This window comes from Limnobacter sp. UBA3528 (assembly GCF_002377005.1).
Classification (GTDB): Bacteria; Pseudomonadota; Gammaproteobacteria; order Burkholderiales; family Burkholderiaceae_B; genus Limnobacter.
Genome location: NZ_DFOZ01000049.1, coordinates 1 through 21,418, shown reverse-complemented (window position 1 = coordinate 21,418; position 21,418 = coordinate 1). Strand labels below are relative to the sequence as shown.

Below are 21,418 nucleotides of genomic sequence, written 5' to 3'. Positions count from 1 at the left end.
TGCCAGCTCGCAAGCTGTGAACCAAGAATGTCTATCACGGTCTATGCAATATGGATAAAATGAACAGGCCTTATCAGGCAGTGGTTCTTGCAGTAACTCCAGCAGCAAAAGGTGATTCAAATGCGTATGTTCAGCGTGTCAACAGGTGTGGTTCTAGGGGCTTCCTTGCTTTTGAGTGCATGTGCTTCCATGTACAGCGTTCGGCCCGTGGTTGCCGAGAATCAGGTGCCCGTTCAAAACCAGGGTTTTGAGTCTTTGAGCTCAAGTAAAAAACACACCGTACAGGTTGGTTCCGTGTACAACTCGATGCGTCAATTCGATAACCCGCGGTTCAACGTGACATTCGTGAATAAAGGCAAGTTTCCCGTCGAGTTTTCGACAGAGAACATCACCGTGACATTCAATGGTCAACCAGCCACTGTGGTTAGTTATGAAGCACAAATTCAAGATGTTCAGAATCGGCTTTCTTACTACGGTTTCAGGGCGCCAATTTTCTACAGCCCGTTTTATCACCCTCAGTTTTATCGAGGTTTTCACGGAAGTGGCTTTTTGTTTCAAACCGATTTCAATGACAGGCTTGATGTGCAACAGGCCTTTGCAGACTTTGATCGAATTCAGAAGTACAGCTTAAAGCCGAAAGTAGTGCGACCTGGTGAGCAAACACAAGGTGAAATTATCGTGGCCAAAAAGCTATCGGCCAGCAGCGCGCAAGACATCACTGTGACTGTGCGTGTTGACGATGACACGCACAAGTTTGATTTTGGTTACCTTCAAACCAATTGATCAGGGTTGATTTACTGGAGTTCAGTGATTTTCCTGAACTCCTGAAGCTTTGCCCGCAAAAAAAGAATCATCGCTTCACGGTCATGTAGTTCTGCACTCAGGTACTCCACCACCGTGCTTAATTGTTCCACTTCGGCCGATCGTTTTTGAATCAACTCACTGGCGCGCTCTTGCAGTTTGGCCAGTTGCCGGCACAGTGCGTCGTTTTCAATCAGCAAAGTGTCCATCGATTTATTCATGTAGGCTTCGACTTTCATGGGGCAATTTCCTTCATGAATCAATGAAGCGCACCACCTGCATGCCGCCGGTTTTGGCTTTGCAAGGTGGGGTGTTCCAAAGCTTGTTTGATCCGTTGAATTTCGGCTTGTGCAAAGCCCATCATGCCCAGCAAATCCCGAAAGGCGGTGGCTTCAAAACGCATGGTCATGTAGTGAAGGCAGAGCGATACTACCTCTGTTTCCTGGCAATAATAGACTGAACCGTTTTCGCTGCCTGCCAGCCATTGACCCAGTTGAGCTGTACAGTTTTCCTGCTGCATGAAGAACTCCCGATTTATTCAAATGAGAATTCATCGTAAATGATAATTATTATCAATACAAGTGCTTTTTGCAGTTCTATGGTGGTGCGGTACTTAGTTGATATTTGTCTTTCGCACCAACGTCAGTTTGTTACCGATCGGGCTGCTTTGCTCGCCCAGAATTCCTTTCTCGGTCACCAGCAAATCGGTACTGGAGAAAAGTGGTGGCCTGCCTTGCATAACCTGTGAGGTGCCTGTTGAAAAGGTGAGTGGGTTGAAGCCATCTGTTTGCTCGCCGAGAAAGTTGAGTTTGATGACTTGTCCCGTTAAAAAGTAAGTGACAGCAAAACCATCGGGGAGAATTGAGAAATCGTCAGGAAGACTTTGCAGCGTAGCCAAAACCAAAGGCATCCCAGCAGATCCGTCGTTTTGAATGGGCACCACATTCAAACGGCCCAGGTTTGGAATTTCTGAATCGGTGAAGTAAAGCAGATTACCCCTGCGTTGAATGCCGTTTGGAAAGCGACCTGCCAGGTCTAGCCAGGTGGTTTGATTTTCAATTTGAAGTGGGTTGCTGGCTGCAATTTTTAGCTTCACAATTTTTGGCGAAGGCAGAGAACTGGTCGCAATGGGCCCATCCACGGCATACAAAGTTTGGCCGTCCGCACTGCTGGTTAATCCGTTGGCCAATGCCATGCCTTCATAGTTGAAGACAGGCGATATTGTGACTGGCGTTTGGTTCAATGCGCCCGCCCAAAGCGTGCCGTCCCCGCAATTGGCATAAAGGGTATTTCTGGCGATCGCCAAACCAGTGAAATTGCATACGCCGCTTGAAATAGTTTGCGCTGCGAAATCATCGCCGTTTTTCAGCACTTCAATAACAGACTGTCCGCCAGACACAAACAGGCGACCGTCGGCTGAAAAAATCATGTTCTCCGCATCTGGGACTGTCAATAATTCCTGCAAACTGGCGCATGCGTTGTTAAAGCAAGGGCTGTTCTGTTCGAATGATGATGGGTTTGTGCGTGCTGCTGGCAATGTTGTGGGTTCTTCACCTGTGCATCCAAAAACTAACGGCAGAACAATGCAGAGCGACCAAAAAACCCGGGTTTCAGAATGCATGCGACAAACTCCTCAAGAGATGAAGCTTGTACTTTGAGTAGAAAAGTTTGGATGTAATAATTAAAAATCAACAAATTTGCTGGAGTAGATTCCCATGTTCGAGAAACTCTGTGTGGGAGCATTGATGGCTTTTGTTTTTTGGCATCCCGAATCTGTCAATGCCACCGAGGCTGTGCCAGTTCCATTGCCCCAGTTACCTGCCACATTTTCTGGCACTTTGCCTTGCGCCAGTTGTGAGGGCATTCAAACCAGTATTACCTTGCAAGTTGATGGTACTTTCTTTTCCCGCCAGCTTTATGTGGGGCAGGCTTCGCCCAATCAAGCCAACGATCTAGGGCGTTGGGTGATGTCGCATTACGGCAATATCGTTGTCATGCAGGGGCAAAATTCTGAGCAGCGTTATTTCCGGGTGAAGTCCGCTGATTCACTTGAAATGCTGGATCTGGAAGCGCGCAGCATTTTCTCAACACTCAATTACAGCCTGAACCGCACCCCCTCAGCGGAAACGCTGGACTTGAAGTTGTTTCCACTCAATGGGCTTTATCGCTATTTTGCAGATTCCGGCCGTTTTACAGAATGTGCAAGTGGCTTGGACTTGCCGGTAGTGACCATGGGTGACAATGCAAAGCTGGAGAATGCGTATCTGCGACTTCGCGCTGAACCTGGGCAAGCCCTGCTTGCAACGGTTTATGCGCATATCAAGCCAGCGCCGCCCATGGAAGGGCAGAACAGCACGTCGAGTTTGCACCCCCTTCGGTTTGAGAACATTGCAAAGGGCGATTGTGCTCCACGTCTGTACTCTGCAAGTTTGAAAGATCAGTTCTGGACCTTGGTTCAACTGAAAGGCAAGCCGGTGGTGTTGCCGGAGACAGGGCGTGCTCCAGGTCTGATGTTGCATACCGATAACAGCCGTTTAAGCGGCTCTGGGGGTTGTAACCAGTTACTTGGTTCGTATTCAATGGATGGGCGTTTTGTTCAGTTGAACATGGTGGCTGCCACACGGATGGCCTGCTTAAGCCCCGGCAATGTGGACGCTGAACTGATTGAAACGCTGACCCAGGTTAAAAGCTGGAATATTCTGGGTCAGCGTATGGAATTGTATGACCAGCTTGGACGTTTGCTGGCCCGGTTTGAAGCGCGGTGATTGCGTTAGTCCTGTAACAACTCGAAAGCAAGCCCCGCGTGCTGTTGCAAGCGGCTTATTAACTGCTCACCCATGAGGGAAGCAGGGGTCCAGAATCCGCCAGCGTGTTTTTGAATGTCCAAAGCCAGGCACACTGCGGCCTCTCCCAGCATTTTCCCGGTTGAACCATAACCCGGATCCATATCGCCAGTTACTTTGGCCGTCAGAGTATTGCCTTTGCTAGTGGTGCCATAAAAGCGCAAATCATAAGAGCCGCGCTGTTGAGACGTTTCACTAGGGCCTTCGCCTGGTTTGGGTACCACGAATTTTTCAAGGGCCCAGCGTGTGGGCGGCAGTGCAGCACCAATCAAAAACCCGGCCATACCGCTGGCCAATCCCATCGCAGTCATTCGACCTTTGAATCCGTTGCCGGTCATCATGGCTTCGTCGTACTTGAATTCTTTTCCGTATCCGTAGTTTTGCAGGGCATTGCTTCGATGCACTACACGGGTGTTGATACCGGCCATGACAAATGGGGCTAGCCAGCTTTTAGCCACTGGGTCGAATTCTGCGAAACTGACATTGGGTTGGCGAGCGGCCAGGCGGGCAGGGGATATCAAATACGGGTTGGCCAATTTCTTGGCCAGTGAGCGGTCTGCTGCAACCTCGCGCGTCACGTTGATCATGCTGGCCACGGTGCCGCCTGAAAATTCGCCTTTCAATTTTCTAACCCGCATGCGGATTTGTTGGCAAGGTTCACCGTACTGAACACTGGCGGCTTTTTGTAAAAACAGAACGCCAAGATCAGAGGGTATGGAGTCGAATCCACAGCAATGCACAATACGTGCACCACTTTGCTTGGCGGTGTCCTCATAGGCTTCAATCATCCGTGCAATCCATTGCACTTCGCCGGTCAGGTCGCAGTAGTCGGTGCCGGTTTCAGCACATACTTTCACAAGGCCCGAACCATACAGGGCGTAAGGCCCCACCGTTGAAACCACCACTTTGGTTTTTGAACACAGGTTTTGCAAATCGGCTTCTTTGCTGGCGTTGGCCAAAATGGTGGGGAGTTCCCGGGCCTGCTCACCCAAGCGATTTTTCAGCACGGCCAGCTTGTCGGCATCACGCCCGGCAATAGCCCATTTGATCTCGCCATTCAATCCATGGCGTTTCCACAAATATTGCACCAAAATTTGACCAACAAAGCTGGTCGCCCCGAAGACGATCAAGTCGAATTCTTTCTTTTTCATTCTGCGCTATCTCCTGAATTTATTGTGTTTTTCAAGATTCTCTCACACTCAATAAACCTTGTATTGATATTCCGAATACTGATTATTCATAGGCCCTAAGGGTGATAGGGAGTGACCGGAGCTTTAACCCGATCGGGGGGACGCAAATTGGATGTGGAATATTTAAGGTGAATCCATACTTCGGAGAACACCATGGCCACTCTTTCAGCAGTCAACTTTCTGTTCGATTCAAGCTCGCAACTGTTGCCATTCTGGATCGCGATTGCGACAACTGAGCGCGAACTGGAACTGGCTGCCAAAGCCCGACAACTAGCGTATGGAAAACACTTGCCGTTGCTCGGCGAAAAGTTGGCCGTACCGGATGGCGATGATCGACATCCCGACTCTGCTGTGCTGTTGGCTTTCTCAAAGCTGGACGGAAGTTGCATTGGTACTGTGCGTATTCAAATTGCCAATCAACAGCAGCTTCGTCTTGAAGAATCGTATGCTTTGCCCAAGGCCTTGAGAGCCGGGCGAATTGCTGAAGTATCCAGACTGGCCATACCTGCACGTTCCAACGGATTGGCGCTGCGGTTGATGCTGATCAAGGCGGCATACTGGTACAGCAGGGCAAACCTGGTGGATCGATGTTTTCTCTGCGTGCGCTACCCCGTTGACAGGCAATACCGCCGGTTTGAACTTGATGATGTGTTGCAACCTGATGAATTTGTAGAGATGAAACACATCGGCATGATTCCTCATCGAATTCTCTGGTTTGATGTATTTCAAATCGAGGCACGATGGTTGCTCAGTGCAAATCCACTTCACTCTATTTATTTCTCAAGTTCACATCCTGATTTGTTACAGAACATTCAGATGCGTACCTTGCAACTGGAAACGCAAAGTCAATTGCGCTCCATTGGATGATATCCATGCCTATTGCTGTCGCAGCGTCATTCCAGAGAACGCCTTGGGTACCTGTTCTGTCGGTGGTTTTACTGAGTTTTTTTCTGCTGGTGTCTTTTGTCAATTTGTCGGTGCTCAATGAGAATAGCCCCCATGAAGTGCCGTTGGTATTTTCAAGTCTTGCCGAGGAGGAGGTAGAAGGCAGTTTGTTCCGGGTGGTCGATCAACTAAAAAGTGAACCCGAGCAGCCCGTGTTGCGTACCCACCTGAAGGAGAGTCCATTCTGGATTTACACAGATTTGCAAACCAGCATGGCAAGCCAGTACGAGCAAATATTTTTTCGATCAAGGCATTTGGTACAGTCCACCTGCTGGCTTGACTACGAAAACGGTTCACTGCAAGAAGTACAGCTGAACACCAACCTGGGGCGTGTGGTGTCTGCGAATCTGGACAATTCAGTCAGTTTGCAGGGCGTGCTTTGCCAGTTCAAGTTTATCGGGCCTGCCAGCCTGGAAATCGGCTTGCAGACATCAGCAGACCTTAACAAAGCCATTTTGATTTCAGAGCGCCGACAAAGTTTTCTTGAGGGCGTTCTTTATCTCATGATCGGCATGGTGGCGGTGGCGGCGTTCATGACCCGCAGTGCCCTGTTTGTCAGTTACGGCTTTTGGTTGTTCGCCAGTCTTCGATTGGTGGCCCTGTCGGAGGGGTGGGATCATTCAATTTTTGGTTTCGATCTGAAATCAGATCCGCTCATGCGAGCCCGCATGTTGGCCCTGGCCATGTACTTCACCTCGACAGTACTGATTGTGTGGCACCTGTTCGAAAACATTCGACGAGAATCGTGGCTGGGGGTTTTGCGTGCCTTGCAATGCGCCAGTGTTCTGCTGACTGTCTTGGCACTGTTTTCACCATACCGTACTTTTCTCGAACTGTTTTGGCCGATAAGTTTGGTGGCGGCTTCTGCTGTGGCGTGGGTGGTCATCCAGAATTTTCTGGAGAAACGGGACCGAGTGGCCATTTACTATCTTGCAGCAATGTTGATTTCCCTGACCGGTGCCGTGGCTGAAGTGTTGTCAGCCTGGTTTGATCAGCGTTTCTTGCTGCAGTACTTCAACAGTGCTTCAGTCACTGTGCTGGCCAGTGTGATGACTGCCGTTGCCTTGGCCGAGTTTCTAAGGAAAACGCAATGGCAGCAGCAACAGGCTGCGCAGGAAATCAAACAGGCTCACGAGCGTCTGGAGAGTATTTTTGATATTGCACCTTCAGCCATGTTCACTTGTACTCGCCATGGTGAACTGATCCACTTTAACAAGCAGTTCACCAATCTTTTTCTGAACCGCGAAGGAACACCAACCCTCGACTTTCTTCAATCACAGCGCCTTGCTGCTTTGTTTAATTTACTGGAACAACCAGGGAAATCGTCTCGGCGTGAATTGCCTGTTGTGAGCGCTGAGGGGCAAACACGTTGGTATGAATTGGTGGTGAGTCGCGACCATCGGGAATTGGTTGGGGTTGTTGCAGACTTCACTGCGAGAAAAGACCGAGAATTGGCGTTGCAATATCAAGCCACGCATGATGAATTGACTGGTGCCCTGAATCGACGAGGACTGCAAAATATCATTCACAACAAACTGAACAGGCGCACCGCCAGCTTCACCTTCTTCTGTGTGGAGATTCAGCAGTTCTCCCGATTGATCAGCGCATACGGTCTTGCCGTTTCGGACCAGTTACTGCAAGCCTTTCATACCGAGTTGTATCGACATATGAATACGCATGGCGAGATATCACGCCTGCATATTGACCAGTTCGCAATCATGATCCACCCGAACGACACTGAACGGGCAGAAGAAGCCTTCAATGCATTTTTACATCGGCTTGATTCCGTGCCTTTTCAGTTTGATGGTCGATGTATTCAAACCACCGTACTGGCCACACTGGTGTTTCAGGGCTTGGTTGACAATGTGCTCGATGTCATGGAAACGGTTGAGATGTCAATGCGAGAGTCCAAGCTCAAGGCCAAGCGCAACAGCAAGGTAGAGCGCGTGGTTTTTGAACAAAATCAGACTCGCAGTCTGCTTGATCAATCCCGGACCATTCGCCGGCTTGACGATCAAAAACTGCCCACTGGCCTAACCCTCGCGTGGCAGCCCATACTGGCCTTGAATGAGTGCAACGGTCCTTTGTATGCCGAGGCCTTGTTACGCATCAAAGACGAAAATGGCAAGCTGGGGTCAGCAGGCTTTTTGATTGAAGCTTGCGAACGAGGTGGGCACACCGCATTTTTGGACAACTGGGTGTTGAGCCATACACTCGATTTTCTGGCGAAACACGCCCAACATTTGAACAAGTTGAGCGTGTTGAGTATCAATGTATCGCCTGGTTCATTGAATGATGAAATTTTTCTTCAGGACACACTGGCCTTGATTCGGGCGCATCAGCAACATGCCTCGAAATTGTGTCTGGAAATTACAGAGGTCGGTTCGGTGATCAATCTTCAGGCAGTTCAAAATTTCATTGAACAGGTGAGAGGTCTGGGCGTGCGGATTGCACTGGATGACTTCGGCGCGGGGTACAGCAATTTCAGATATGCGATGGACCTACACGCTGATGTGATCAAGATTGATGGATCGATTGTGAAGAACATTTGCCACAGCACAGAAAGCCATGCGGTGGTTACCGCAATTGTTGGCTTGGCCCATGACCTGGGTTGCAAATGTGTGGCCGAGTGGGTAGAGGATTTGCACACGCTGAGAGAAGTTAAAGAACTTGGTGTCGACTATGTTCAAGGTTACCTGGTGTCGCCGGCAGTAGAATGCGAGCGTTTTCTGGGCTTAGGCAGCGCCCTTGAGTTGATGCCCGACCAAAACCGGGCACGTCTGGTTCAATCTGTCTTGGAATCAGGTTCTGCTTGAACAGTGCTCAACTCGCCGTACTCTACCCAGAATCGTTTCACGATTGATTTTTCGAGTTGCCCCCGCTTGTTGAGCGGGCAAGCAAACCTCAAGGTCATGCGCAAGCATTTTTCGTCGATGCTCGCCCAAAATACCTCGGGTCTTGCTTTGGGTAAATCCACAAAGTTGTCGCGTTCTACAGCCGAGAAATGACGTTCGGCTTCTTCTATCCAGTGCTTGCCCGCCTCATTGGCCAGTTTAAGCGCAAGTGTTTCGGCAGCCTGAATTTTCACGGACTTGTCGAAGTTAAAGTCGATCAGATGTATGCCGTATGAGCCATACACCGAGAGGTTTTTCATGGCCTGCGTAAATACCAGGCTGTTGGGCAAAGAAAGCAGGCGACCCGTTTGTTTTTTCGATGGGCCAATTTCCGCCAATTCGAAGGTTACAAAGCCTGTATTTACCAGTTGCCCCGTGAATTGGCCAACTTCAATGGTGCTGCCGATCTTCAGGCTTTTGTTCAAGGAAATAACCAAGGCACCCCACAGGCAAAGAATAAATTCCTTGCTCACAATCAATAGGGCACCACCAATGGCAGCCAGAGAAATCAGAAAACCTGTAATTTGGCCAGACCACAATGCGAGTACCAACAAAAGACCGGTGACCCAGACAATGTTCTTGCGCCTAACCCAAGTGGCCCGCACATTGCCCGTTTGCGGCGGTGTGAGCTTTGTTTCCCGCAATAGCCTCCAATGCATCAAGCGGTTGATGGTGGTGGCCAGCATTAGAATCGCGATGGACAGGATTAGCTTGCCAAGCCGGCCTTCCAGAAAATTGAAAACCTGTTCAACCGTGGGTTCGAGGTCTTTGAAAAATTGAAGAATTTCCATCTTAGCTTCTGTTGGCTGCCCGTTGATCTTGCTGGAAGATGGCCTCGAGTTCCTCGCGCCCCTGTCGACCTATTTCAATGACTTTCTCGCTATCACCCAGCACCTTGGCCTGCTTGTTCAGCAGGCTTTCATCGTGCTGCTTGAATGTTTCCGCTTTTTGCATAGCCTGACCGTCGCTGTAGCCCAGCGCGTGGAGTGCTTCGGTGGCTGCCTCCAGCGCGCCCGCGAAAAGTTCACGCACCACGGAATGTGCACCTGCAGCTTTCAATGCAAGGTAATCGTTTCGATTGTGCGCACGGGCGATGATGGTGATTTTCGGGTAGTGATGAACAATGAACTCGACAATGGCTTGCGACATTTTTGGGTCATCAATCGCAACGATCACGGTACGCACTTTTGAAATACCCGCGGCCTCCAGAACCTCGGCTCGAGAGGCATCGCCGTAATACACCTGATTGCCAAACTTTTTCACGAACTCAATGTGCTCTGCGTTTTTATCGAGCGCCGTAAAACGAATTTGATTGGCTGCAAGAATACGGCCAGTGACCTGACCAAATCGCCCGAAGCCTAGAATGAGCGCTTCTGATTCACTGGTGTCAAACTTCTCAATATTCTCGGGAGTTTTCGCAATCTGTTTGTCGGTGAATTTTTCAAACCACAACACCGCAGGTGCGGTCAGGGCCATTGAAATACCGATCATCAAATTGACCATGCCTGCCGTTCCTTCACCCAACAAACGAAGGTCCATGGCTTGGGCCATGATCACGAAACCGAATTCACCGCCTTGGCACAGCATCAGGCCCAGCATCAGCCCGCGCGGAAAGGGCACGCCTGCCAGCATCACCAAGCCAATAATGACCAGTGCTTTCAATGCCATGAGCCCCAAGGTGCCAAACATCACGGTGAGTGGTGAGTCAATCAGCAAACCGAAATTCAGTGTCATGCCGATCGAGATGAAGAACAGACCCAGGCTCAGGCCTTTGAAGGGTTCTACGTCGGCTTCAAGTTGATGGCGAAAGGATGAGTTGGCCAACATCATGCCTGCCATGAACGCACCCAAGCCCATGGACAGGTTGGCATGTTCCATGACCACGGCAGCGCCCAACACGATCAGCAGGGCCACTACGGTCATGATTTCCCGCCCGCCATAGCGCGATAGAAAGTGTAGCGCTGGGTTGATCAGGAAACGCGCAAACACAATCAAGCCAAGAATGGCGGCGGGTGCCAGCCACCACTGGCCGGGATCGGTATCCGGCTCAATGGGGGCCAAGGCCTGCACGGCAAATAGAATTGGAACCACTGCCAGGTCTTGGAACAGCAACATGGAAAAACCGCGCCTGCCGTCTTCATTGCCCAAAATACCTTTGTCAGCCATTAATTGGATGGCAAACGCTGTGGATGAAAGCCCCAAGGCCAAGGCAATGACCAAGGCCGCGTTGCTGTTCATCTCGAACATGAAGGCCAGTACGCCGTAAATAACGCCCGCAGTGATCAGCAACTGACCAGAACCCAGCAACAGCACTTGGGCTCGCATGGCCCACAGCTTTGCGGGTTCCAGTTCAAGGCCAATCACAAACAACAGCAAGATGACGCCAATTTCAGAGAAGTGCAGTACCTTTTCCGGGTCATCGATCAGCCCTAACACCTGCGGGCCAATGACTACACCGGCCGCCAGATAACCCAAAATTGCGCCCAGGCCCAATTTCTTGAACAGGGGCACCGCCAGGGCAGCAGCCAGTAAAAAGTAAACAACACTTTCCATATTTTCGTCTCGCGATATTTTTTGTTACATCAGTTCGATGGCCAGCGCTGTGGCCTCACCGCCGCCAATGCACAAGCTGGCCACGCCGATTTTTCCATTTGTCTTTTTCAATGCGCCAATCAAAGTACATACAATTCGGGCGCCGCTGGCTCCGATGGGGTGGCCCAGGGCACAAGCCCCACCGTGAATGTTTACTTTGTCAGCAGGCAGGTTCAGGTCAACCATGGCCGCCATCGTCACCACCGCAAACGCTTCATTGATTTCAAATAAATCAACTTGTGCAGCAGTCAGGCCAGTTTTTGCAAACAGCCCCTGTAACGCACCAACGGGTGCTGTGGTAAACAAGCTGGGTTTTTGCGCATGGGTGCTGTGCCCCAGTATGCGCGCAAGGGGCTTGATTCCAAGTTTTTCCGCATGGCTTTGTTTCATCATGACCACAGCGGCAGCGCCATCCGAAATAGATGAGCTGTTGGCTGCCGTCACTGTGCCGCCCTCACGGCGGAAGGCAGGTTTCAAGGTAGGTACTTTGGCTGGGTCGGCTTTCAAAGGCTGCTCATCAGTGCTGATCAGTTCAGTGCCTTTGCGGCTGGCCACTTCAATGGGGGCAATTTCCCATTGAAAGCCGCCGTTTTCAGTGGCTTGTTTGGCGCGAGCTAGTGAGCGGATGGCGAATTCATCTTGCGCTTGGCGGGTGAAACTGTACTGGTCCGCGCATTCTTCTGCGAAGGTGCCCATCAGCCTGCCTTTGTCGTAAGCATCCTCTAGGCCATCGAGAAACATGTGATCCATCACTTGCCCATGCCCCATGCGCATGCCACCGCGTGCTTTGGGCAGCAGGTAGGGTGCGTTGCTCATGCTTTCCATGCCGCCGGCCACTGCCACCTGGGTGCTGCCAGCCAACAAGCTGTCGTGCGCCATCATGATGGCTTTCATGCCGGAACCGCACATTTTATTGATGGTGGTGCAGGCGCTGCTCAATGGCAAACCGGCAGTGAGCGCAGCTTGGCGGGCGGGTGCTTGCCCTTGGCCTGCTGGTAACACACAACCCATGATGACTTCATCGACTTTTTCTGAGAGGGTGGGGTGCCCGGCGCGCAACACGGCCTGTTGAATGGCGTGAGCACCCAGTTCACTGGCCGTAAAGCCAGACATGCTGCCCTGAAAACCGCCCATTGGAGTGCGAGCGGCGGATACGATCACGATGGGGTCGTGGTTCATGGTGTGGGGTCTCCGGGAAAATAGGTGTTATTGCGCCTATTTTCCCGTGCCCACGGGGGTTTTACACCCCAGCTCAGCAATTATGCTGCAGTTTTTTCAGACCTGTTTTCAGCGTGAAGTTCATCCCGCAACACTTGAGTCGACTTGACCATCATGGCCAAAGCAGCCTCTGTTTCCTCCCAGCCTCGGGTTTTAAGGCCACAGTCGGGGTTCACCCACAGGTTTTCGGGGGGAATAACCTGTGCCGCTTTGCGAATAAGGCGAACAATTTCATCCTGGCCTGGCACGCGGGGTGAATGGATGTCATACACACCCGGGCCAATTTCATTGGGATAATGGAATTCGCCAAAGCCGCGCAGCAATTCCATGTCGGAGCGGCTGGTCTCGATGGTAATTACATCGGCATCCATGGCTGCAATGGCGGGCAGAATGTCGTTGAATTCGGAATAGCACATGTGCGTGTGAATTTGCGTGTCATCTCGCACGGGGCTTGCCGAAATGCGGAATGCCTTGCTGGCCCATTGCAGGTAATCATCCCAACGCGCTTTGCGCAAAGGCAAGCCCTCGCGGTAGGCGGGTTCGTCAATTTGAATCATGCCAATGCCGGCTTGTTCAAGGTCGGCCACTTCATCACGAATGGCCAGGGCAATTTGAAGCGCTGTGGTCGCACGAGCTTGGTCGTTACGCACAAAGCTCCATTGCAAAATAGTGACAGGGCCAGTCAGCATGCCTTTCACGGGTTTTTCACTCAGGCTTTGGGCAAAGCGGGCGACATCCACTGTCATGGCTTTTTGGCGGGCCACGTCGCCAAACAGTATGGGTGGCTTCACGCAACGTGAACCATAACTTTGTACCCATCCATTGGCAGAGAAGGTAAAGCCTTCCAATTGCTCACCAAAATATTCCACCATGTCATTGCGCTCGGCTTCACCATGTACGAGTACGTCCAACCCAATCCGTTCTTGAAACTCGATCGCTTGGCGAATTTCCTGGCTAATGTGCTGCCAATAGGTGGTTTCGTCAATTTCGTTTTTCTTGAACCGTGCGCGCAAGTTACGAATATTTTTGGTTTGTGGAAACGAACCTATTGTGGTGGTCGGGAAGGCAGGCAGCTTAAAGCGCTCGCGCTGCACTTGCTGGCGAATGGCAAATTCGCTGCCACGTTGGTCAGCGGTTGGGGCCAGTGCTGCAAGGCGGGCCTTGACTTCTGCATTGTTCAACAGCGGGCTTTGCGTGCGCTGTTTTACTGTGGTTTGGTGCTCATTCCACAAAGTGGCCAAAGCACCTGTCAGTGTTTTGCCTTGTAGTTGTGTTTTGGCGGCCTGCTTCAGAAGTTCAAGTTCTTCGAGCTTTTCAATCGCGCCGGCCAGCCAGGGCAATACCTGCGGATTCACGGTGGTGTCGTTGTTGAACCGGTAGGGCACATGCAACAGCGAACAACTGGGTGCGAGCCATACCTCACCTTTGCCAGCATCAAAAGTTTTGCTTATTTTGTTGAGTGCGGCTTCCAGGTCAGTTTTCCAAATATTGCGTCCATCGATCAAACCCAAGGACAGCACCTTGTAATTGGGTAGCCAGTCCAGTACCAAGGGCAAGTCTTCTTCGGCACGCACGCAGTCAATGTGCAAACCATCCACAGGCAGTTTGCACACAGGGCTGGTGTGCCCCTGCGTGGTTGAAAAGTAAGTGGCCAGCAAAATTTTTATGCTGCTGCTTTTCAGTTGCAGGTAGCTGCGCTCGAAGGCCGCCAGGTAATTGCCGGGCAAATCCAGTCCCAATACAGGTTCATCCAGTTGCACCCATTCAATTCCATGTGCTTTAAGTTCAGCCAGAATTTGTCCGTACACAGGCAGCAGTTTTTCAAGTAGATCGAACTGCTCAAAACCAGTCTGTTTGCTTTTGCCCTGATACAGAAAAGTGAGTGGACCGATCAGGCTGACCTTGATGGGATGATTCAAGGTTTTGGCTTGTTCAATTTGCTCTACAAGGCTTGCTGTATGCGCTTTGAACACCGTGCTTGAAGTGAACTCTGGCACCATGTAGTGGTAGTTTGTGTCGAACCATTTGGTCATTTCCAGTGCCCAGGTTTCGTGAACATGGGCGCAGCTGTGGTTCTCGGTTGATTTTCCACGAACCATGGTGAAGTAGCGTTGCAGCTTCGATTGTTCAGCCTTGAACTCAAAACGTGCGGGCTCGCAACCCAGCAATTGAATGTGGTCTGCCATTTGATCGTAAAAAGCAAAGTCGCCTACAGTGATGAAATCAAGCCCGGAATCAATTTGTGCTTGCCAGTGTTTCAGGCGCAATTCGTGCGCGGTTGCGCGCAATTCTTCCTCAGTGGTTTCTCCGCGCCAGTGGCTTTCCAGCGCAAACTTCAATTCACGGTTTTCACCGATTCTGGGAAATCCAAGGGTGTGCGTCTTAATCATGGTGTTTCTTCTTGTGTATTAATTAAAACATCATGATCGGTATAAACAGGGTATTATTCAAACGAATAATATTATCGAAAATAGTGAATTGTATTCATGTCAAAAACCATTCTTGAACTGCGCCACCTGCGCACACTACAAGCCATTGAGCAAACAGGAAGCCTGAGCCGCGCGGCCGATGTGCTGTGCATTACTCAAAGCGCGGTGTCACATCAAATCAAGGCGCTTGAAGACTGGTTCGGTGAAGAACTGGTGTACAAGCAAGGTGGCCAGAGCCGCTTCAGCGTGGTTGGGCAACGCCTGTTACAGCTTGCAGACCAGGTGCTGGGGCAGGTTGACCAGGCCGAGTTAGATATTCTGCAAATGAAGCAGGGCGCGGGCGGCCCGTTGCGGGTGGCCGTTGAATGCCACACCTGTTTCGACTGGCTGATGCCATCAATGGACGTCTACCGTAACCGGTGGCCTGAAGTTGAACTGGACATTGTTTCCGGTTTTCATGCAGACCCGGTGGGGCTGTTGCACAAAGGCGATGCGGAACTGGCAATTGTGTCCGAGCTTTGCGAGGAAGAGGGCATTGTTTCCTTCCCGCTATTCCGGTTTGAAATGGTTGGCCTGGTGCCTGTGGATTCAAAACTGGCCAAGCGTGCGTATTTGAAGCCATCCGATTTTGCAGGTGAAACCTTGTTAACCTACCCGGTACCCGACGACATGCTGGACGTGATCAAGCATTTTTTGATGCCCGCGGGTGTGCAGGTGAAACGCCGCAGCAGTGAACTGACCGTGGCGCTACTTCAACTTGTGGCCAGCAAACGCGGGCTGTCCGCTTTGCCAGCTTGGGCGGTGAAAGGCTACGTGGACCGCGGTTATGTGGCCCAAGTGCCTTTGGGTAGAAAGGGTTTGATCTCGACCTTGTATGCAGCTTTGCCCAAAGCGATTGCCGGTAAGCACTACACCGCTGATTTTGTGGCGGTGATGCGTGAAGTGTGCGCCCGTGAACTCGATGGAATTGAGTTGTTGGGTGATGACTAGAAAACTTATTCCACAAATACGTTGCAATATTCAAGGGTATATTTTCCGTTGGTCGACCTGTTGATGTAGTGCCTAGTGTCAATCTTTAGGAACACTGGAGTTGTGTCTTCAATATTGTTTGTTCTTAGTCGCTCCAGTAATTCCCATCGAGATTTTTGAACTTGGTTAGTTTCGTTTTTTATTGGTTCGATGCCTTTGAACCGGAGCTGAATTGTTTGTTTGCAATTGGGTGCTTTGATTGGAAAAAGGTTTTTATCGATCAGTATTTCAAACTGCGACCAGTTTCTGACAAAAGACTCAAAAGTGGTGTGGGCATCTTGATTGACCTTCAGGCCGTTCGTTTCAGAAATATAAATTGTAGGGCCCTCGATAAACTGAATTTGCTCGGCCGAAAGTGAAGGTATCTGTGTGCTACCTAATATTGTGAGAGCTACGAATTTATTTAACATCACAAACCAGCTCCCCCACCGTTTGATTCCACACCTCAACATATTTGTCGGGGAATCCTTTGCCTAAAATCGTGTTGTAGTATTTTTTCCAGTAATTGGCCATGCCTACAATGTCTCCCGTGGCAGGGATTGCTTCTTTCACTCGGGCGTAATGTATGCGTGCCATGGCTGTTGCATACAGATCGTTGTTAATAAGCTCCTCTTCCGAGTTGGCTTTGTGGCTTGTTTTGAATTGCAACACCTTTGTCGGCAAGAGGTTTACGATAGCTGAGATAATTGTTCCAAATGTCGTCATGCGTTGCCATTTCCATTTGATACAAGCCGCGGGCCGGTCCATTTCCCATCTGTTTTCGCCAGGTTAATCGGCTTTCAACCAATGCTGTTCCAAGTAATAGTTCAGAGATATTTTCGCCTCCCATATTCATTGTTTTGAGCGTGGGAATGATGATATCTCGATGAAAATAATGACAAATGGCTTTGGTTGGCATGTTGGCTCCATGAAATCAAGAGCAAAAGCGTAAGCCAGCGACCATGGGAGTTCAAATTCAGTGATTTCTATTCACTCATTGTGATTAGCCCGCTTACCAGCCCGCCAACTGAACGTATACCGGTATACCCACTAAAATATTTAACGGAAAGGTAATGCCCAGCGAAAGCCCCACATAAAGGCTGGGGTTTGCCTCGGGGATCGCATAACGCACCACCGCAGGAACAGCAATATAAGAAGCACTGGCGGCCAGCACCATCAGCAAAGCCGTGTCGCCCACACTGGCGCCTGTGGCCTTGGCCAAAAGCCAGGCCAGGGTGGCGTGTGCAATGGGTGCGATCACTGCGTAAGCAATCATCCAGCGCGAGACCGATTTTAATTTTGGAAGGTGTTTGGCTGTGGTCAAACCCATGTCGAGCAGGAAGAAAGCCAGCATTCCTTTGAACAAGTCGCCAGTGAAGGGTTGCATGGCCTGTTTGCCCTCAGCGCCACTCATGTAGCCAATCAGCATGGCACCTAACAATAACAGTTGTGCACCTTCGGTGAACGATTCTTGTAGCAAGTGGGCAAAGCCTTTTCCGGGCACCGCGTTTGGATTGACGCCTTGGCCCTGTTTGCGCGCCATGTTGGCAAACAGCACTGCCAGAATAATGGCGGGCGATTCCATCAAAGCCATGGCGGCAGCCATGTGCCCACCGTAGGCAATGTCAGATTTTTCCAGAAACTGCACAGCGGTAATGAAAGTAACTGCGCTGACCGAGCCGTAGGTTGCTGCGATTGCGGCTGCATCAAAAGCGGAAATGCAGCGCTTCAAGATTGGGTAGCTGATCAAAGGCACCAGAACAGCCAGTACAACAGCACTTCCCAAACCACCCAGCACTTGCGTATTGAATCCCGAGTCATGCAGGGCAAAGCCGCCTTTCAGGCCAAGGGCCATCAGCAGGTACAGGGAAAGAAACCGACTGACCTGTGCCGGAATTTCAAGATTGGACTTGACTAGTCCGCTGAAGATACCCAGGAGGAAGAACAGAATGGCGGGGTCGGTGAAGTTATTCATGATGCACGGGATGTTGAAAGTGCGCCCATGCTATTCACAATGAACAATCATGTAAAATCAGAAAAAAAGAAAATATCATCATCAAAAGGTTATGTAATAGCGAGGCTTTTAAGCATGAACCTGACCCTCAGGCAACTTCACCTGTTCACAGCGTTGGCCCGATTTAAAAGCATCACGGCGGTTGCGCGGCATTTTCATGTCACCCAACCCACGGTGTCCATGCAAATGAAGGAGCTGGCCGAATCGGTGGGTTTGCCTTTGTACGAGGTCATCGGCAAAGCGGTCTACCTGACACCCGCCGGCCTTGAGCTGGAAACAACAGCCCGCGCCATGCTGGCTGAACTTGAAGGCTTTCAGCAGCGTATTGATGACATCAAAGGCTTCAGGCGCGGCAAGCTCACCGTGGCTGTAGTGAGCACGGCTGAGTACTTTGTGCCGCGCTTGCTGGGCGACTTTTGTGCAAAGTACCCAGAGGTGGAAATTGCCCTGGAGGTGTTGAACCGCAATGGCGTTATTCAGAGGCTTGAGCACAATCTGGATGATCTCTACATCATGTCTAAACCACCTGCAAATCTTGACGTAGAGGCCCGGGCTTTCATGACCAATTCTTTGCAGGTGGTTGCACCCGCTGAGCACCCCTTAACCCAGCGCAAGCGTATCAAGCACACCGAATTGGCGCGCTACCCGTTTATTTTGCGGGAAAGGGGTTCAGGAACCCGCCTGGCGTGCGATTCTCATTTTGAAAGCCTGGGTTTCGAGCCCACGGTGCGGCTCGAACTGGGTAGCAATGAGGCCATAAAACAGGCTGTGCAAGGCGGTATGGGTTTGGCAGTTTTGTCAGAACACGCTTTAAATGCTGGTTCGGCGACCGATGGCCTCCAAATACTGAATGTGCAAAGTTTTCCCATTCACGCGAACTGGTACACAGTGCGGCCCAACGGCAAGAGACCTTCGCCGGTGGCTGCCGATTTCTGGCGTTATTTAAATGTAGATTTAAAGAAAGGGCGTTGAAATTCTTATCAAAGATTAAAAACGAACGTTCGTTCGAATTCATCCTCCACCGTGCAGGTCTTTTCTGCGTTAACCTTCCGGGTAATGGAGTATTTATTTCATAAAAACAGCAGTTTTGGAGACTTTTCAATGAATCTGAATAACTTGGTGGCAGTGGTAACCGGTGGTGCGTCTGGCTTGGGTTTGTCAACAGTCGAACAATTCGTGGCTGCCGGTGCGAAAGTGGCCGTGTTCGACATGAACGAAGAGGCGGGTAAGGCCGCGCAAGCCGCACACCCCGGCAAAGTGATTTTTCAGAAAGTGAACGTGGCCGATGCGGGTTCAGCCCGTGCGGGTATTGATGCAACCATGGCTGCGTTTGGCGCCATTCACATCGCAGTGAATTGTGCGGGCGTGGGCACCGCTGGTAAAACGCTGGACCGCGACAGCAAGGCACTGCCTTTGGAAGCTTTCGCAAAAACCATCAACATCAACCTGATTGGTACCTTCAACATTGCAAGCCTGGCCGCTGAAGCCATGGCCAAGAACGCACCCGATGAAGACGGCCAGCGCGGCGTCATTATCAACACGGCGTCTGTTGCTGCATTTGACGGCCAAACCGGCCAAGCGGCCTACTCAGCCAGCAAGGGTGGTGTGGTTGGCATGACCTTGCCCATGGCCCGCGATTTGGGCCGTTACGGCATTCGTGTCATGACGATTGCCCCAGGCATTTTCGATACACCGATGATGCAGGGCGTTTCCGAAGAATACCGTCAACCGCTGATTGCCATGGTTCAAAATCCCAAGCGTTTTGGCGCTCCTGCCGAATACGGCCGCCTTTGCGTCAGCATTGTAGAAAACAATTACCTGAACGGTGAAACCATCCGCATTGATGGCAGCATCCGCATGCAGGCGAAGTAATAGAAGCATCTGAAAAAGGGAATCATCATGGGTACAGCAGACCAATTCAAAATGGCTGAAAATGAAGACATCACCTTGTTTCGGGACATGCTGTTGCGCTGTCTTGAAAAAGAAGTGATTCCGCATTACGACCAGTGGGAGAAAGAGGGCTGGATGCCCAAGGAAACCTGGCTGATGCTGGGTGCCGCCGGCATGTTGGGCCCTGACATGCCCGAAGAATTTGGCGCAGCCGGTGCACCATTCGAAGTGGCCCTGATGATTCTTGAAGAAACCTGCCGTTTGAATTTGCATTCACTGAGCACGGCGCTGAACGTGCACGCCAACATTGTGATGCCTTACATCAACAACCTGGGTACGGCTGAGCAGAAGGCGCAGTGGTTGCCCCGCATGGTCACAGGCGAAATCGTCGGTTCAATCGGGATGACTGAACCCGGCGCTGGCAGCGACTTGGCTGGCATGCGAACCAATGCTGTTCGCGATGGCGACGAATGGGTGATCAACGGCTCGAAAACCTTTATCACCAACGGTTTGCATTGTGGCCTGATTGTTCTGGCCGCAAAAACCGACACCAGCAAAGGTGCCAAGGGCATCAGTCTGTTTTTGGTGGACAGCAGTTTGCCTGGTTTCAAGAAAGGCAAGGGCATCAAGAAAATGGGTCAACATTCCAACGACACGGCGGAGCTGTTTTTTGACAACCTGCGTGTGCCTGCCAACGCCTTGCTGGGCGAAGAAAACAAGGGCTTCATTTACTTGATGCAGGAATTGCCACGCGAGCGTCTTGGCTTGGGTTCACAAGCGGTGGGTGCCTGTGAAGGTGCCATGGCCATTACTGCGGACTATGTGACCCAGCGCAAGGCGTTTGGCAGCACCATTGCCCAGTTTCAAAATACCCGTTTCAAAATGGCGGAACTGCGCGCGCAACTTGAATTGACCAAAGCGTACTTGAAGCAGTGTGAAGCGCGGTTCAAATTGGGTGCCATGACCACTGAAGAAGCCTCTATTTTGAAATTGATGTCCACTGAGTTGCAGGTGAAATTGACGCACGAATGCCTGCAGCTGTTTGGCGGCTATGGCTACACCGAGGAATATCCAATTTCGCGATTCTTCACTGATGCACGGGTGCAAACCATTTATGCGGGCACGTCGGAAATCATGAAGGAAGTGATTGCGAGAGGCGAACTCGGTCGATAAATCGACGGTTGCCAATTCATCGCCAACTCGGCAGTGGGTTTGCCTGTTCTGAACTTCAAGAAAACCGCCCCGTTTGAACCAAGGCTTCAATGCTCGCCAACGGGCGACACCCAAGACCCGACCGTAATTTTTGTCGGGCTTGGGTGAATTGAATGCCTTGCTTCAAAAAGGGACTAAGCGGTTTTCAGTGAGGAATCAGGCAACCCCGTCGAGTTGGCTGAGTCACCGAGGTTAGCAAACATACTCCGGCCAATCAGCGCGCTAGTGTGCAATTGGTCCCTGTGATGTTCATGCTCAATCAGCAGCGATGTCCCAATCGCTTCGCCTTCAAGAAAACCTGCCCGTTTGAATTCATCCGCCACGGTCGGCCAATGGCCGGCACCGAGACTCGGCCCGCTTTTTTGCCGTATATGGACGCCTC

General features: G+C 50.9%; 18 protein-coding genes. 8 read left to right on the top strand and 10 right to left on the bottom strand.

Going from position 1 to position 21,418, the window contains the following annotated elements; translation table 11 throughout:
• The first annotated feature begins 120 nt into the window (after positions 1-120).
• Positions 121-783 (top strand): hypothetical protein, encoded by a 663-nt coding sequence (locus B4N58_RS13510; protein ID WP_040513198.1) that lies wholly within the window; start codon positions 121-123, stop codon positions 781-783.
• A gap of 11 nt (positions 784-794) precedes the next feature.
• Here B4N58_RS13510 and B4N58_RS13505 read toward each other — a convergent pair whose 3' ends face one another.
• The 3 genes from B4N58_RS13505 to B4N58_RS13495 all read right to left on the bottom strand — a co-directional run bounded on the left by B4N58_RS13505 (position 795) and on the right by B4N58_RS13495 (position 2,230).
• Positions 795-1,040, bottom strand: a complete 246-nt coding sequence (locus B4N58_RS13505; RefSeq protein WP_008250952.1) for a hypothetical protein — start codon at positions 1,038-1,040, stop codon at positions 795-797.
• A 20-nt stretch (positions 1,041-1,060) separates the two neighbouring features.
• Complete coding sequence (locus B4N58_RS13500) at positions 1,061-1,321, bottom strand: hypothetical protein (RefSeq protein WP_008250951.1); 261 nt, start codon at positions 1,319-1,321, stop codon at positions 1,061-1,063.
• A gap of 93 nt (positions 1,322-1,414) precedes the next feature.
• Entirely contained in the window at positions 1,415-2,230 is an 816-nt protein-coding gene (locus B4N58_RS13495) for a hypothetical protein (protein WP_008250950.1), read from the bottom strand.
• Positions 2,231-2,516: 286 nt separating this feature from the next.
• Here B4N58_RS13495 and B4N58_RS13490 point away from each other — a divergent pair, with 286 nt between their 5' ends.
• Positions 2,517-3,566 carry an META domain-containing protein gene (locus B4N58_RS13490; RefSeq protein ID WP_291750315.1) on the top strand — a complete coding sequence of 350 codons (1,050 nt, stop codon included), beginning with the start codon at positions 2,517-2,519 and terminating at the stop codon, positions 3,564-3,566.
• Between the two features lie 5 nt (positions 3,567-3,571).
• On the opposite strand, the gene B4N58_RS13485 is transcribed toward B4N58_RS13490, so the two are convergent.
• Entirely contained in the window at positions 3,572-4,795 is a 1,224-nt protein-coding gene (locus B4N58_RS13485; RefSeq protein WP_008250948.1) for a saccharopine dehydrogenase family protein, read from the bottom strand.
• A 192-nt stretch (positions 4,796-4,987) separates the two neighbouring features.
• Here B4N58_RS13485 and B4N58_RS13480 point away from each other — a divergent pair, with 192 nt between their 5' ends.
• Both B4N58_RS13480 and B4N58_RS13475 read left to right on the top strand, forming a co-directional pair.
• Positions 4,988-5,701 carry an N-acyl amino acid synthase FeeM domain-containing protein gene (locus B4N58_RS13480; RefSeq protein ID WP_008250946.1) on the top strand — a complete coding sequence of 238 codons (714 nt, stop codon included), beginning with the start codon at positions 4,988-4,990 and terminating at the stop codon, positions 5,699-5,701.
• A 5-nt stretch (positions 5,702-5,706) separates the two neighbouring features.
• On the top strand, positions 5,707-8,595 hold the full coding sequence (locus tag B4N58_RS13475; protein WP_291750308.1) for an EAL domain-containing protein: 2,889 nt from the start codon (positions 5,707-5,709) through the stop codon (positions 8,593-8,595).
• On the opposite strand, the gene B4N58_RS13470 is transcribed toward B4N58_RS13475, so the two are convergent.
• The 4 genes from B4N58_RS13470 to metE form a co-directional block, all read right to left on the bottom strand.
• Entirely contained in the window at positions 8,565-9,464 is a 900-nt protein-coding gene (locus B4N58_RS13470; RefSeq protein ID WP_008250919.1) for a mechanosensitive ion channel family protein, read from the bottom strand. The genes B4N58_RS13475 and B4N58_RS13470 overlap by 31 nt on opposite strands.
• Before the next feature lies 1 nt (position 9,465).
• Positions 9,466-11,226 (bottom strand): cation:proton antiporter, encoded by a 1,761-nt coding sequence (locus B4N58_RS13465; protein ID WP_008250917.1) that lies wholly within the window; start codon positions 11,224-11,226, stop codon positions 9,466-9,468.
• 24 nt (positions 11,227-11,250) lie between these two features.
• Positions 11,251-12,444: an acetyl-CoA C-acetyltransferase gene (locus B4N58_RS13460; protein WP_291750301.1), complete on the bottom strand. Its 1,194-nt coding sequence runs from the start codon at positions 12,442-12,444 to the stop codon at positions 11,251-11,253.
• Positions 12,445-12,524: 80 nt separating this feature from the next.
• Positions 12,525-14,873 (bottom strand): 5-methyltetrahydropteroyltriglutamate--homocysteine S-methyltransferase, encoded by a 2,349-nt coding sequence (gene metE / locus B4N58_RS13455; protein ID WP_291750298.1) that lies wholly within the window; start codon positions 14,871-14,873, stop codon positions 12,525-12,527.
• Between the two features lie 96 nt (positions 14,874-14,969).
• Here metE and B4N58_RS13450 point away from each other — a divergent pair, with 96 nt between their 5' ends.
• Positions 14,970-15,902, top strand: coding sequence for a LysR family transcriptional regulator (locus B4N58_RS13450; protein ID WP_291750295.1), 933 nt, complete (start codon positions 14,970-14,972; stop codon positions 15,900-15,902).
• Positions 15,903-16,539: 637 nt separating this feature from the next.
• Here the strand turns inward: B4N58_RS13450 and B4N58_RS13445 are convergent.
• Positions 16,540-16,839: a hypothetical protein gene (locus B4N58_RS13445; RefSeq protein ID WP_291750292.1), complete on the bottom strand. Its 300-nt coding sequence runs from the start codon at positions 16,837-16,839 to the stop codon at positions 16,540-16,542.
• Between the two features lie 93 nt (positions 16,840-16,932).
• Positions 16,933-17,895 carry a sodium-dependent bicarbonate transport family permease gene (locus B4N58_RS13440; protein ID WP_291750289.1) on the bottom strand — a complete coding sequence of 321 codons (963 nt, stop codon included), beginning with the start codon at positions 17,893-17,895 and terminating at the stop codon, positions 16,933-16,935.
• 114 nt (positions 17,896-18,009) lie between these two features.
• Between B4N58_RS13440 and B4N58_RS13435 the strand changes: the two genes are divergently transcribed.
• The 3 genes from B4N58_RS13435 (at position 18,010) to B4N58_RS13425 (ending at position 20,997) form a co-directional block, all read left to right on the top strand.
• The gene (locus tag B4N58_RS13435) at positions 18,010-18,906 is read left to right on the top strand and encodes a LysR family transcriptional regulator (protein WP_291750287.1); all 897 of its coding nucleotides are present in this window, start codon (positions 18,010-18,012) and stop codon (positions 18,904-18,906) included.
• Between the two features lie 129 nt (positions 18,907-19,035).
• Positions 19,036-19,806, top strand: a complete 771-nt coding sequence (locus tag B4N58_RS13430; protein ID WP_040513195.1) for an SDR family NAD(P)-dependent oxidoreductase — start codon at positions 19,036-19,038, stop codon at positions 19,804-19,806.
• Between the two features lie 27 nt (positions 19,807-19,833).
• A complete protein-coding gene (locus B4N58_RS13425; protein WP_008250888.1) occupies positions 19,834-20,997 on the top strand; it encodes an acyl-CoA dehydrogenase family protein in 1,164 nt (387 codons plus the stop codon).
• Positions 20,998-21,418: the final 421 nt, after the last annotated feature.